This window comes from Legionella nigrisilvae (assembly GCF_977063395.2).
Genome location: NZ_CDRUGZ020000038.1, coordinates 138507 through 153561, shown reverse-complemented (window position 1 = coordinate 153561; position 15055 = coordinate 138507). Strand labels below are relative to the sequence as shown.

Genomic DNA, 15055 nt, shown 5'->3' with positions numbered 1-15055 from the left:
AAGGCAACTGTATGAAAGATGCTGCACTCAAATAAACCAATAAGTATTGAACATTGGATTTACAACCAATGAGGATAATGGGTTCCATTGCAAAAGAATAATCCTAATCGATTAAGTTTAATCGAGATATATTTTTTAGTGGATGAGAATCCGTCTACACCAGCGCGCTAAGCATGATTTTCTATATAAATAATAAAACGTCAGGAAAGTAAAACTTTTGAACCAATGAGTGCATTTAATATTTTCTTAAGGATTGCTCGATTATAATGCTGTCAATTTATGGGCTATTCATGCAGATAATCTCCAAATAGTAAAATATCTGAATGAGCGGAGGACTGATACAACTTAGGCAATCTTAAATCAATAAGCTGGAATTATGTTGAGATAGATTTTTTAAGTTATCAGTGTGCTCAAAACAATCCAATAATAAAAATTAGATTCTAAGGAAAAAGCAGTACGTATGCCGGTTTACATCTTGATCAACTTGTATTCATAAACTTTCTTAAATTAAAACTATCTACAGCGAATTGAATAAGATTTCTTGGGGCAAGAGATTATTCCCAACTTATTTCTCGATTTACGAAACAGACTTCGGCGTTTGCTGAGTTTCCATATTAAATTTTAAGTAGGTTTCACATGAATAATAAGCACGATCTGAAGCAACAAGAGCAAATGGCTATGATAAGAGCAGAACGGGCTCAGCGATTTGCAGAACAAAAAGCAAAGAAAGAGGCCTCAGGGCTCTTGGGTCATTTAAATTCACTTAATGAATGTTTTCAACGCAATCCATTTCCCAAAGACAGCAGTGAAGATATTTATGCCTCAGCAGAACGTGCGACTAAATATCTAACTGCAGTTATCGAGTTACAACATCAAATCAATGAGTTAATTAATATATGGAGCAGTAGGGAATCCGATTTAAAACCTCTGGGTCAAGCAATGAGTGAACAATTGGGTACCACTGGAAAATCGTGTGATTTGGATGCTTCATTCGAACACGATTTCGTACAGTTTTTTAAATATGTCCTTTTGCTGCAAGACCATTTAAATGAAGTAGTGTCGCATATTAATGATCGAAATGTAGAACGACGCAATCAGGATAAGAATATTATTGTTGAGGTCAAGATAATTCAGGAGCATTTGCAACATATCCTGCTCCAGTTATCTGGAAAGCAATTCAATGATAGTGAGAAAAAAAAGAGCGAACCCCTGGTTACTGCACCAGTTCAATCAGTGGAGGCTGTTGAATCTGATGAGGATATAAATCAAGACAATCCTTTTTTTGCACTTCCTAATGAAATGATGATGTACATTTTAAGTCAAGTTCCTCCACAGGATCTGCTCAATGTACGGCAAATGGCTAAATCAAAAACTGCATTAGTTGATGACACCCTTAAAATGATAACCCAACCCCTTTATATCATCGGTTTCCTAAGTCAAGCGGACGGAATCACAGGTCATCAATTTACAGCGTTTTATCAGAAAACCCAACGCTATCAAGATTTAAAAAGTAAAGTCCTTGCCCAAAAATTCCTCACTCCGGAGGAGGCCATTTGTTATACACTTACTCGTGATTGTAATGAACTGCCTGTTAATTTAAAAGAAGCGATGCAGGAAATCGAGTTGGATGAGGATACTAGGAAGCATTTAGAACTCATTATAACTACCTCAGCAAACATTCGTACTTTTAATCGCAAATTGGAAAAAAAATCTTGCTTACCCAGGGATGAGCTCAGTGAGCTAATGCGAGATAAATTAAATAATTTATTAGTTCTTTTAAAACCGCATCCCCATCAATTTGTTAATTTAATTGTAGGTGCTAATTTCAGTAATTTGCAGTTATCAGGTCTGGATTTTTCTTATCTTAATCTAAGAGGCATTAACTTTAACGATGCAGACCTTAGGGGGGCTCATTTTATAGGTGCTTGTCTCTCTGGAGCCAATTTCAACGGTGCTCTATTGCAGGGAGTAGATTTTACTGATGCAGAACTTAGAGGGATGCAATTAAACACAACAAATTTTGAGGATGTGGATCTGTCGGCAATGGACTTGAGCGGACTCGATTTCGAATGGGCCTATATCCGCAATGCTAAATTTTTACGTGCTGATGCCTTAAATAGCCCCTGGAAACTAATTACGGCGTTACACCAATTTGAACAAAAAATTGCAACACACTCGTCTGGAAGCAAACGTAAATTACATGAACGCATCCTGATGGAGATTGCGCACCAGCTTGAAAATTCTACCCGATACAGTAAAAGGGAAAAAATAACTTTGCTTGATATTGCTTTATCGATAATAAAACCCGGTGATCAAATTGTAGGTCTATTTCTCTTTCAAAATGCTTGCCAGGAGTTAAAAGATAAATTGAGCTTGGGAGAATCTCAAACCCATACTCCTGACCATCCACTGCAAACGGAGGCTAAAGAGATTCTTGAGCGTATTGAGGCTATTCTCTATGGAACAGATGAAAGTCTTGCAGGAGCATCGCTAAAAACTCGTCATAATGCTTATAAGGATCAATTCACATTGTTAAAGCAATGTATTTTAAAATACCCTGAATTAGACAATAGTATTAAGCTTACGCAAGCATTAGGAATTAGTGCTGAAATGTGGCATATGCTTTTTATTTCATGTCCCGCAATTATGCTAAAACATGGATTAGTAACCCCTATTATGGCGGGGTACAATCTGGAAACTCAACAGCCAAGAGCGAGCAAGCGTTATGCCAGTCAAGTGTTCGATGGTTTTGAGTTTAATATTCGAGCATTGCAACAAATAAAATTAAAGGATTTGCAGCAATATTTATATGAAGAGGAAGATTTTCTTATTTTAGAAGCAAATGACCGTACAAATGTGCGCGTAAAACTGGGTGATTTATTTATTACTTTTTGCCCAGGTGGTAAGGGAAGTGTTATTTCAAAGGTTGAGGTTATTGATTTTGCACATAAAAAATTAATGCCGGGGTTCTCTGTTAACTTACAACGCGGTAGGCATATTCCCTTCGAGGCATTTATGCCACTAAATCCTTATCTTAATTATGCTGCTGCAACTGTATCCCCTTGGAATATCTCTGTCGAAGATATGCCCTATATCGAAGAGGCTTATGCATTAAAAAAACAAATAATAGAGCGGATATTTACTTCTGAAAAAATTAATCGCTATCCTAAGCAAGCTATATTTAATTCGATTTTTGAACAAAACGAGAATCGACAAAAAAGTCTGATGGCTGAATTACCTATGGAGTTAGTGGATAGGGTTTGTGCCCATGTTTATGCAAACACATATACTCGACGCAATAACAATTCGCCTCTTAGTGAAGTTTATGAATTGCACGATAAGTTTTTTAAAGATAAAACGAATCGTGTTCAAATGACTGCACAGCCCCGGCGAGTCATATCTACTACTCCTCAAGCGAAGAGATCTACTCAGCGTGTCGTACCATCTGTCCCTCAGGTGAACGCACTCCTGCCTGGAGGCGTATCGGTAATGCCTCAAGGGAGGATACCTCTTCCGCAAATCAGGTCACACATTCCTAAAGTGAAAGCACCCTCTCAGCGTGTTGTATCCTCTACTTCAGAAAAAGGTAAAGAAAAAGAAATTGTGAACCAGAATCAGCAGACTGGGCTGGTCAAATCGTCTTCCCCAAAAAGCCATGGTTTATTTGCGGAAACGGGAAAAAGAGTTGCTCGCAAGCACATAGAATCTCGTTCTACTTTACCTCCCAAAAGAGAGGTTTTAGGGCCAAGGGTATCTCCTGCCGCACAACAGAACATTGCTCAAGTTGGCACAACCGCTCTTCATGCGACAAACGAACCCAAAAGAACTGCGTCAAATCAGGGATCAAGAATGTTTCCTGCTGGCGAGCAAAGCGTACCGCATTCTAGAGTAGATGAAGGGCAAAAAAAATCAGCAAAAAATGCGCATAAGCCGATTGCAGTCGATGTAACTACCTCTGGAAGTTGTTTGATTTCTTAAACTTAAACTCCTGTTGAGCCAACCGTATTTTATATACGGTTGGCAAGTCTCAAACACAGAAGAGAATTACTTAGCAGACTGCAGCATTTTGGCTGTGCAATTAAATTTTGAATAGGTATCCCATGAACGACAAACACGAACTGAATCAACAAGAGCAAATAGCGATGATAAGAGCAGAACGAGCGCGACAATTTGCAGAGCAAAAAGCAAAGGAAGAAGCAAAAGGATTGTTAGCACATTTAAATTTGTTTAATGAATTCTTCCATCACTATTCATTCCCCACAAACAAAAATGAAGATATTTATGCAACAACACAAAGTACCGACAAATACGTAACCGCAGTGCTCGAGTTACAACCCGTACTTAATGAGTTAATCCAAGAATGGGACGGTATTGAATCCGATCTGAGGCTGCTCAGTCATGCGATGCAATTGCTGGCTAGTGGCAAATCCAGTGGTTTGGGCGCTTCATTTGAACATGAATTAACGCAGTTTTTTAAAGGTCTTCCAATGCTGAAGGAGCATTTAAATGAGGTTACGGCGCATATTAATGACCGAGATGAAGAGCGACGTTATCATGATCAGAGTATTATCGTCGACGTGAACATGCTTCAGGAGCACTTGCAGCACATTCTGCTTCAGTTATCTGGAGAGCCATTGCATGATGTTGATGAACTGACGGTTTCAGTCGTTTCGACCGCACCGAGTACCTCACTTGAGGCAGCAGAAGGCGTTGACGATATCAATCAAGGCAATGCCTTCTTTGCGCTTCCTGATGAAATAATGATGTACATTCTGCTTCAATTATCGCCCCAGGATTTGCTTAATGCACGAGGGGTGGCCAAGTCAAAAACTGGAGTAGTTGATGCCACATTTGAACTCATAACCCGACCTCATTTTATCATTGATTACTTAAGCCATGCGGATGGAATGGTCGGCCATCAATTTACAGCGTTTTACCAGCGAACCCAGCGTTATCAAGAGCTAAAGCGCAAAGTTCTGGCAAATGAGCCTCTTACTGCCGAAGAGGCTATTTGCTATACGCTCACCCGTGATTGCAATGTTTTGCCCGCGAACTTGAAAGAGGCAATGCAGAAACTTTCATTAGATGAAACCACCAGGAACCATTTGGAACTGATTAGCACTGCATCAGAGGAAATTCGTGCAATTGATGCCAAAATAAACGAGCTTCAATTTAATAACTTGGTCACAATTCGCAGCATCATGGAGCAGGCTTATTCAAATCTATTGGCCACTTTAAAACACCTACATCCCCTCCAATTCGTTAATTTAATTGCTGGATCCAATTTTAGTGGTGGGCAATTTTCAGGTCAGGATTTTTCTTATCTCAATCTACGAGGCATACAATTTAGAGATGCGGATCTTCGGGGGGCTAATTTTAATAGGGCTTGTTTAGCTGGTGCAGATCTAAGTAGAGCTTTATTAAAAGGTGTTCATTTTACTGATGAACAACTAAGAGATATGCAGTTAAATGGGGCAAACTTTGCTGGGGTTGACCTGTCTGCAAATAATTTGGAAGGGATTGATTTTGAATGGGCCTATGTCTGTGGCGCGAAATTATTACCGGTCGATGCCCTAAATAGCGCCGAAGAATTAAGTGCGACATTAGCTCAATTTGCACAAAGCATTGCAAAACACTCGTCTGGTAGCAAGCGAAAATTACAAGAATGCATATTAGCAGAAATTGCGCAGCAGCTTGAAATCTCCACCAAACACAGTTTAAGGGAAAAAATGGACTTGCTGGATGTTGCTTTAGCAGCGATTAAGCCAGCCGAGCTGATTGTAGGACTATTTCCTTTCCAAAATGCGTGTCAAAATTTAAAAGAAAAGATGAGCTTAGCGCAACCTACTCAGAACACTCCAGAACATCCGCTGAAAAAAGAGGCTAAGGATATTCTGGATCGTATTTGGGGTATGCTTCACGGAACGGACAAAGCTGAAGAAAAAAAACCAAGCTGGTTTCCAATACGGAAAGAAATTAACATTTATGCCTATAAACAGGAATGCAGGTCATTGATCGAATGTATTAGTAAATATCCTGAGTTAAACGATGGCCTTAAGGTTACCAAAGCGCTTGGTATTAGTCCTGAAATGTGGCATATGCTTTATACTACATATCCGGCTTTTTTTAATTGGCATCCCTCGTATTCGCCAATTTTAGTCGATTACCCTCGAGAGACCCAACAAACGGATGATGAAACGAGGCATTATGCCAGTGAGGTGTTTAATGGCCATAAGTTTAATATCGGCTTATTACAAAAAGTAAAGTGGACCGAGTTAGACCAATATTTATACGAAGAAGAAGATTTTGTTATATTGGAAGGCAATGAGTTTGAAGAAAAAAAAGTAAAATTGGGTGATTTATTGATTACTTTTTGTCCTTATGCGAAGGGTAGTGATTTTCCCAAATTTGAAGTGATTGATTATGAACGTCGCCAACTTCAACTCGCTTTTTCAATTAACTTAGCGCATTATGGGAACATACCTTTCGAGACATTCTTACCATTCGACCTCTTTGATATAGATGCACTGGCAGGCATTACAAATTTTGGGTTGACCGTGGATGATATTCAATATTTACCAGAAGTCTATGCATTAAAAAAACAAATTATAGAAAGAGTGTTTGCATCTGAGCGAGTCAATCGAAATCGTAAGAAAGAGCTATTTTTTCCGATTTTTGAACAACATGAAGATAAAAATGAAAATCAATTAGCTGTGCTGCCCACGGAATTGCTTGATATGGTTTGTGCCTATGTTCATAAGAACCAATTTAGGTCGCACAAAAATACTACCTCTTTAGTCCAAGTAGGTGAGTTACACGGGCAGTTTTTCAGGGAAAGAGCCAAATCATTAGAAGAGCAGACTGCAAATCGCCACGCCGGCTCAAGCTCCATGGAAAAAGGAAATAAGATAAACGCTATGGAAAACCAGCAACCTAAATCTGCTGCAAAGCTTGCTGCACCAAGAGCTCAAGGATTATTTACAGAGACTCAAAATGGACTCAACCAGGACAGCACAGGGCCTGTTGCACCGTCAAGGGCCTCAGAGCAAAGGATATCGGCTGCTTTAGAACAGAATGATCAGAAAGTATCGCCTTCATCAAGTACAAAAGCTGCTTCTCATACAGGCGAAAAGGTATCTAAAAACACAGTTCCAAATCTGGGACTAAGAATGTTTCCGGAGCAAAGAAGAGTGGAAACAGTCCAAGATAGGACTCAAGGCGATTCTGATCCCTGTTTCCCTAAGCCAATTGCGATTGATGTTTTAAGCAATGGAAGTTGCTTAATTTCATAAATTAATACTCTGAATCAACCGTATTTGCTACTCCAGGTTACAGATACGGTTGGCAAATTATAACCATTGCAAATAAATTTTTTCGGTTTAAGGTGTCGTCCCCTCCGCCGGAGCTTCATAAGAACTAATATCTTTAAGCGAGAATTTATGACAACAAAGAAAATGGACAAACGATTAATATCCCTGACACGTCACTGGAGAAGTAATACCGATTAAGTTATTATTTATTCTCAAGGAGAAGGTTTTGCAGGATAGGAGTTCATTTTTAATGAAACGTCTGAGTTTATCATTGCTACTGATTCTGGTTGGCTTCGGTGTGGCGTCTGCCGCGCAAAAGACAGTTGTCTGTCATATGCAAGGAATAGAAGATGCTCTCTCTTTTTTAGCCCCTAATAAAATCGGAGATTTACCCAAAATTGATTTTGATTACCCAGTGAATGTCACCCGATTCAGCCTGCGAACGGATAATTTACTGCTCGTCGCTATGGATCAGGATGAGAAAGATCGCCCACGGATTTTCTTTTCAGCACAATTTAATAAACAAAAACAAGCTTATATTGGCCAATTTATGACGGATTCTGGCGGCAATGAACTGCAACTGGATAATGGTCTGCTTTCCTGTACCTTAAAATAATTAGGGTTCATAGGAGGGCTCGCTAAGGTTCAAGCGAACGATTGAGTGCTTCGATTTCATCGAGAATCTTTAGAAATTTTTCTCCAAATGGGGTAACGAAATACTCAACCCTGGGGGGAAGTTCGTGGAACGTTGTTTTGCCAAGGATACCAAATTCAAGATTTTTTCTAAGGCATTGATTTAAAACCTTAGTGGTGAGACCTTCGACACAGCGAACCATTTCCCCGGGACGGTTGATTCCATCTCGCAAAAGAGAATAAATGGTAAGAGACCACTTGCAACCGTAAATTGTCTCAACCATATTTGCTGTTTTTAAAGGTTTTTTTTCTTTCAATGTGTTCTTCAAGTAATTCAATAAAGTATACCAATAAGTACCTACTGTACCACTAAGTACCTACTTTTTTTAGGATTATATATCTCCCATACTCCGCGGAACAGATTTTTATTAACTAAAAGGTGAAGGACATGGTACATCATAATTTAGCCCTTATTATAGGTGGTTCTAGTGGTATGGGATTGGAAACAGCAAAAAAGCTTGCCGCAAGTAGTGATCTTGATTTACTCATCACGGGAAGGGATGAGCACAAGTTGCACCATGCTGCCAATCAAATAAGACGGATGGGCGTTAAAGTCGAAGAGTTCGTTATTGATCTTTATGATAAGGCGCGGGTTGCACAATTGGTTATGAACATAAAAAATGAGACGCGCAAAATAAAATATCTCATTAATGCGGCGGGATATTTTAAACCCATAAGTTTTTTAGACCACAAAGAAGAGGATTATGATCTACAAGTAAACCTCAACAAAGCATTTTTCTTTATTACGCAGGCCGTTGCAAAAAAAATGAAACAAGAGGGCGGCGGCGCAATCGTTAACATTGGATCCATGTGGGCAAATCAAGCCATCAAGGCTACTCCCTCCTCAGCCTATTCGATGCAAAAAGCAGGTCTTCATTCACTAACCCAGCATTTAGCTATGGAGCTGGCAGAGTACAATATCCGAGTGAATGCGGTAGCACCTGCAGTGGTCGTAACACCTATTTATAAGTCTTTCATTGCCGAAGATCAAATTGAAGTCTCGCTGCAAGATTTTAATAGCTTTCACCCTATTGGTAGAATAGGGAAGGCCACCGATGTTGCAAACACTATTGAATTCCTGCTATCCGATAAATCCAGCTGGATCACTGGAGAAATTGTTAATGTTGATGGTGGGGTTATGGCGGGAAGAAATTAACGAATAAGTAGGTTTCCCTCCCGCAGTCCAGAAAAAGGAGGGAAACATTCTTCTCCCCACTGGAGCAGGAGAATTCTTTGGGTATCGATTTCATCTTGCTCTTATTTAGGATGATATCGTTTAAAAAATTGAAGCATTTCATAAAAGACATAGGGCCCTGCATCTCGATGGTCAAGTGTGTCACTTACTGAATGAATAAATACATTACGCCCCGTTTTTCTAAACTGTTCATAGGCTATTTCTGCTCCATGATAAGGAACATCCCGATCCCCCTTGGTGCCCACGAGCAATAAAGGTGCGGATGGGGAAAAACTATAATGATTGAAATAGTCCTTCAAGGTTTCAGAATTGTTTTCAGTATGATTTAAAATGGCCTCAAAAAATTCGGTTTGAAAAATTAATGCGGGATTTTGCGGCAAAGCATTGATTATTTCTTTAGTAGAATGATGTCCATCAAAAAGCTCTGGGATCATACTGTTATAAGGAGAAACAAATAGCTGATTTAAATCAGCCCAATAGTTTTTATAGGTTTGTAGTGAATAGAAAAAATAGGCTAAATATGCGGTTGCTCGAGGCCCCGGATCGCGCATAATAAATTGCATTGTTTCATTCCAGTCATAAGGGGCCGAACCTAAAGCAACTGCAGTAATTGGGATATCAGGATACTGGGTGGCAAGGGATTCAAACAGTACTAAAGAAGAAAATCCGCCCTCTGAGTAGCCACCAATATACAGCTGGTCATTGAGATCAATCTTTATTATTTTAGTAAGCTCCTTGGCAGCTAATAGCATATTTATACTGCAACTGGCCAGGGTTTCATATTGTACATAAGGATGAAGTGCTAACTCATTGTCTCCGAAACCCAGGTAATCTGGCATAACGGTCAGATAACCGCCATGACTGGAAAATAGAGCCGGATATATTGCATCACCTTCCTTCACCCTCGAAGGTGCGTCCTCATGATTGAAACGCGTTCCATGCTGATAGCTGACGATTCCCAGAGTACCGGCTACACTGGGTACAGCAACCAAACCAGAAGCGGTAGTGGTAGAACCATTCGGGGCGGGAGTGTTGTAGTTGATTTTATAAAGAGTTACATCGTATTTGGCTTCAAGTACATTAAGCGGCGGCGATTTTTTTAATGCCATTTGCGCCATCTCTTTAGAAAACTCGCCTAAATAAGTGTAACTCACAAGAATTTTTTGCTCATTTTCTTGTGATTGGCTATAGGAGTTGATAGTTAAAAACAAATATAAGAAGAAGAAAATTATTTTTTTAATAGGGGTCATTGCGATTTCGTTCCGAATTATATTTAAAATGAAAAAAGACCAATACATTAAGCATATTTTATAACTCAGATTCAACGTTTTTCTGCAATGTGTCAATTAAACTGTTTGCCCCCCATTCTTTTGATCCAATCTTATTTTTTTAACAGAATAGGACATGGCTTTATCTAAAAAAAACTGACTGATGCATCTATCAATCTCACTAATAAAGGTTAAAATTGGGACATTTTAAATCGGTCAGGTCGTATGTAGATAAACAGGATGTGCAAAAATGAAAGCAAAAAAAATACTAAATTTAATTTCTAAGGAAGACGATCAAGAATTGCTCTTCAAAAAATTAGATTCATGGTTTAGTAAAAAGCCTCAATTAATTGAAAAAACCTACATTTTTGAGCGCAACATTTTTCATCTTTTAGTATTAAAAAACAAAGCGAAGGTTCTTGATAAATTGTTATCCGATGAGCATCGAAAAGAAGTTGCGCAAAAATCGGATCGGTTAGGGAACACCATTTTACATTTAGCTGTTAGGGATGGAGAAGGAAATCAAGATGTCTTGAATATTGTGCTGAAGCATTTCCCTGAAATGGTTAACAGCCAAAATAGCAATAAAAATACCCCTTTTCATGATGCGGTTCTTTTCAATCAGCTTTGGGCGGTGCAAATTTTTCTTAATCATAAGCAAACGAAGCGTTCAATTAAAAATGGAGATATGAAAACAGCCCCGGAATTGGCTGTTGAAAATCCTGCGCTAAGACAGGCAATACTTAATATTGATTTGTCAAAAATTCAATTGCTCGATTTACGCAAGCGTCCAAGTAGTGCTGACTCTAGTTCTCTTGATAGTTTTCATGAATCATTTCCTTTGATGTCTTCCAGGAGTGCTTCCTCGGATAGTTTAGCTTCTCCAGAGAGTTACGACTCTTCCAGTCCCTTATATAAATTACAAGAAATCAACTTGCGGACACTCAATTTTGAGTTAATGGAGGAGCAAGGTAGCACAGAAGTTTTTGCTAGTAAGCCTGCAGAACCGTATTCGTTAACCCCTTATTTCAAGGATTTACTTGCGGCACATCAAACTAAAGACTCTTCTTATCAAGAACTATTTGAACAAGTGAGTAAGCTACTTTGTAAATATCATTTAAGTGATGCTCTCGATTTAACTGAGTTTTCAGCTGATACCGTTCAAGAGGTACTTCTGAATCTTCTTTCTTCTTCGCATTTGGCTGTAAACACGCGATATAAACAAATTCAAAACAGAAATTACAAATTATTTAAAGACTTTTCTTCTTTGTTACTCAGCCATAATTTAATGCTTCCTGAGGAAAAAGAAATAGAAGTTTCCGAAGAAGAATCGCTTATTAACTCCCTAAACTTGTTAACAGCCTGCAAGGAGACACCAGAGTCAATACGCGAATTTGACTTTGAACGAATCGCCCATAGAACTTTGGGTTTGTTAAGTGTTTATGATTTGGTACCCATTCTGATTAACTTAAGACGATTATACAAGGACCTCGATTATCATCAGAAGCTAGTAGCCAATTATGTTGTTTGGCAATTATTTTCCTATCAATGTATTGAAGGACTTAGATCTAATTCCTCGTTTTTTTTACAAATGAAATTCTTTTTGAAATCTAATGTTGATGAGGAAATAGGCTTAGGTTTGTTGGGATTTCACATAAACTCTCTTTTTGAAGGATTGATCGAATGTAATTCGGATGTGTTCAAGGATCCGGCATTAATTAATTACCAAATAATCACCAACTGGCTTACAGAATGTCACATCTCACAAAATTCTTTTGATCAGCTCGTGAATCGAGCATTAGATTTTAAAAAAGGCGAACGAGAGTATGAGTTAAAACTAATTGCTCAAGAAATGCGCCTGTTTACGATCAGTTTCTACCAAAAAGTTCTTATAAAAGAATTCGGAAGCGATTGGACCAAAGCAGAATATGAAAATAATGTGCCGCATATTAAACAGGTAACTCAATTTTTTAATAGGTTAAGCTCCTATTTTGTAAAAAAAATATTAAGTCAGCCCCATGATAATATTAAAAATGCTCTACAATTCATGCTGGAATTGGCTCATGAGCTTTGTCTTTTAGATGGTGAAAAATACCCTGATTTAAATAATCTGATCTTAATTTGCAGCGTATTGAATAATTCTAATATTATACGCCTGTCCCATTCATTCGAACTTTTGTCATCCAAAGAAAGAAGAACACTTGCTGAACTAGAGCAAATAGTTAGTAAGGAAGCGAATTCAAAATGGATGCGTGAAGTCTATCGACTTTATCGAACTACCCTGCCTTTTTTAGGTATGATTTTGACTGATGTTACCTTTGCTCGTGATGGAAATCCTTATCCTTTGGGCCAGTTTGAAACCGTGGGCGCAATCTTAATGAGAATACTCGAACTTAAGACTTTATTAAACAATAAATACAGCAGCAATATTACGGATCTCATAGTTTTTATAAATAATAATCCTGAAGCCAGTGAGGACGACTTATATTTAGCTTCTCTTAGAATTCAACCAAGAAAAACTGATGTGATTAATCTGGATGACTCAAGTGAAGATTGTCAGTCCATTTTGGAGGAATTGAACACTAATTTTTTAAACGATAATTTAATTCCATCCGTTCTTTTTAAAGGACAACTTCATCCCCCGATTCAATTGGCAAATCGTTTAATCTCCTATTTCAGTACTCGTATAAAAAGTATGGGTAAAGCGGTTAAGGAATTGAACGAAGTTGGGGAGTTCTCCACCGCGCAGCTCAAATTAAAAGAAGAACACGAAAAATTGGACCAGTTGATTGAGCAGCTTGGAAAAACGGTTGAACGGATCATCGAGGTAAATAGGACCTTCTATGTCAAACAAAAACTAATGGAACCTCTCAGTCCAGAATTGTATCAGGCTAAAATAAAGGGCTTAATGCAGCAATCGTCTTCGTTTGATCAAGCTACTCTTAAGAAAACACGAAGATCATCCTGGCGGCATGTAAGTTCTTTGGTGCATAAAAAAATGTTTTTCTCCACTGAGGCTAGGTCTCTGACTGCCGGGGGAGAATCTCATCCGGAGGAACTTCTTGAACGATCTGTTGGGGGAACAGGGGCGATGGGAAATCAATTGGAACCTGTTGAATGGGAACATAATGCATTACACAATTAAACAAAGATAAAAGGTACAGTCATGGAGCCCGATAGGCATTAACAATTTAAATAAAATCGGGCTTGTTAACCTGATGCATATTGAATTAGGATTTCCATTCAATTGATTAAAAGGAATTATTATGAAAACAGCATTGGTATCTGGATTTGCTCGTTCATTTATATCCGGTTGGCCCATCGCAGATGCAACAATTACAGTTCTTGAAAATGAGCAATTAGCATTAAAAACTGACTCTTCAGGAAGATTTGGCCCCTTTGAATGGCCGGTTGGAGAGCCGATCACCTTAGTTTTTGAGAAACCTGGATCTTTTTGGACTGGATATAAAACCATACAAACAGCAACTCTAATCGTTCCCCCCGAAGGAATAAATAATGAGAATTTTTTAAAAAATATTTCCTTCCAAGTGCCTTCAAACATGGCTTATCAATTCCTATCTTACGCGATGTGGAAAACTGAAGATCCGCACGCATGCCAAATCGCTGCAACAGTTACCCCACCCAATACCACGATGGATGATATCCCGCAAGGAGTGGAAGGAGTAACCGTTACTCTAACGCCAAAAGTTAATGCAGAAACCTTTTATTTTGGTATTTTTCCTATAGTTCACAAAACAAATCCATTTATTCACAAATTGAAATCGACTTCACTAGATGGCGGAGTTGCTTTCATCAATGTCCCACCCGGTGATTACGTAATGGAAGCCAAAAAGGACAATATTCCTTTTTCTAAAGTAGCAATCAAAGCACGTAAAGGAATGATTGTGAATGCAAGCCCGCCATACGGTCCCACAATGCTTCAAGAACCTAAGGAAGAAGTAGAAAAAAAATCAAATCATTTTGTTTTTTTTAAACCTGCATTGGCTCTAGGATTAACTACGGTGAGTGCACTTGCGGCAACTACGGGGCTCAGCAAGTCTGCACCATAAAAATCGCAATGAAGTACACTATAATGTAATTATTCACAATCCAGCAGAACCCTTGGATTTAATGAATCTTATAGATTAGGGAAAAACAGAAATGAACAAGACTGCAATAACAATTGAAAAAACAGTGCGAAGAGTTTTTGATGAGATGTGGAACCAGCAAAAGGCAGCCTTAGCAGATGAGCTCTTTTCAGCAAAGACCTTAATTCATTTTAGTTACGATCAAGCGGCGAATTTGCAAGAATTTAAGGAAGCATTACTTCAATGGTTCCATGCTTTTCCAGATCTGATGCATTCCATTGATGATTTAATAGTGAGTGAAGATAAAGTTGTGGCTCGCTGGCACGGTCAGGGTACCCATAAAGCTGAATTTTCTGGAATTCCCGCCACAGGAAGCCCTGTATTTTATAGTGGCATTACTATTTTTCGCTTAGATACTAATCATCAAATTACTGAAGCTTGGGTGTATAGTGATTTAAACGAGATGATCATCCAAATGCAACAAGGTCAAAAATAACAGGC

9 protein-coding genes are annotated in these 15055 nt (G+C 38.6%); 7 read left to right on the top strand and 2 right to left on the bottom strand.

Annotated features, from left to right (window positions below):
* Positions 1-636: 636 nt before the first annotated feature.
* The 3 genes from ACWTE2_RS23005 (at position 637) to ACWTE2_RS22995 (ending at position 7926) form a co-directional block, all read left to right on the top strand.
* Positions 637-3978 carry a pentapeptide repeat-containing protein gene (locus ACWTE2_RS23005; RefSeq protein WP_454784556.1) on the top strand — a complete coding sequence of 1114 codons (3342 nt, stop codon included), beginning with the start codon at positions 637-639 and terminating at the stop codon, positions 3976-3978.
* A 122-nt stretch (positions 3979-4100) separates the two neighbouring features.
* Entirely contained in the window at positions 4101-7292 is a 3192-nt protein-coding gene (locus ACWTE2_RS23000; protein WP_454784555.1) for a pentapeptide repeat-containing protein, read from the top strand.
* Between the two features lie 268 nt (positions 7293-7560).
* On the top strand, positions 7561-7926 hold the full coding sequence (locus ACWTE2_RS22995; protein WP_454784554.1) for a hypothetical protein: 366 nt from the start codon (positions 7561-7563) through the stop codon (positions 7924-7926).
* A 22-nt stretch (positions 7927-7948) separates the two neighbouring features.
* On the opposite strand, the gene ACWTE2_RS22990 is transcribed toward ACWTE2_RS22995, so the two are convergent.
* The gene (locus ACWTE2_RS22990; protein ID WP_454785015.1) at positions 7949-8227 is read right to left on the bottom strand and encodes a winged helix-turn-helix transcriptional regulator; all 279 of its coding nucleotides are present in this window, start codon (positions 8225-8227) and stop codon (positions 7949-7951) included.
* 164 nt (positions 8228-8391) lie between these two features.
* Here ACWTE2_RS22990 and ACWTE2_RS22985 point away from each other — a divergent pair, with 164 nt between their 5' ends.
* A complete protein-coding gene (locus ACWTE2_RS22985; RefSeq protein WP_182391801.1) occupies positions 8392-9159 on the top strand; it encodes an SDR family NAD(P)-dependent oxidoreductase in 768 nt (255 codons plus the stop codon).
* Positions 9160-9260: 101 nt separating this feature from the next.
* Here the strand turns inward: ACWTE2_RS22985 and ACWTE2_RS22980 are convergent, their stop codons facing one another.
* A complete protein-coding gene (locus tag ACWTE2_RS22980; RefSeq protein ID WP_454784553.1) occupies positions 9261-10448 on the bottom strand; it encodes an alpha/beta hydrolase family protein in 1188 nt (395 codons plus the stop codon).
* A gap of 268 nt (positions 10449-10716) precedes the next feature.
* On the opposite strand from ACWTE2_RS22980, the gene ACWTE2_RS22975 reads away from it, so the two are divergent.
* The 3 genes from ACWTE2_RS22975 to ACWTE2_RS22965 all read left to right on the top strand — a co-directional run bounded on the left by ACWTE2_RS22975 (position 10717) and on the right by ACWTE2_RS22965 (position 15050).
* Positions 10717-13611, top strand: coding sequence for a RasGEF domain-containing protein (locus tag ACWTE2_RS22975; protein WP_454784552.1), 2895 nt, complete (start codon positions 10717-10719; stop codon positions 13609-13611).
* Between the two features lie 121 nt (positions 13612-13732).
* Positions 13733-14536 carry a carboxypeptidase regulatory-like domain-containing protein gene (locus tag ACWTE2_RS22970; protein ID WP_454784551.1) on the top strand — a complete coding sequence of 268 codons (804 nt, stop codon included), beginning with the start codon at positions 13733-13735 and terminating at the stop codon, positions 14534-14536.
* A gap of 91 nt (positions 14537-14627) precedes the next feature.
* Entirely contained in the window at positions 14628-15050 is a 423-nt protein-coding gene (locus ACWTE2_RS22965) for an ester cyclase (RefSeq protein WP_454784550.1), read from the top strand.
* Positions 15051-15055: the final 5 nt, after the last annotated feature.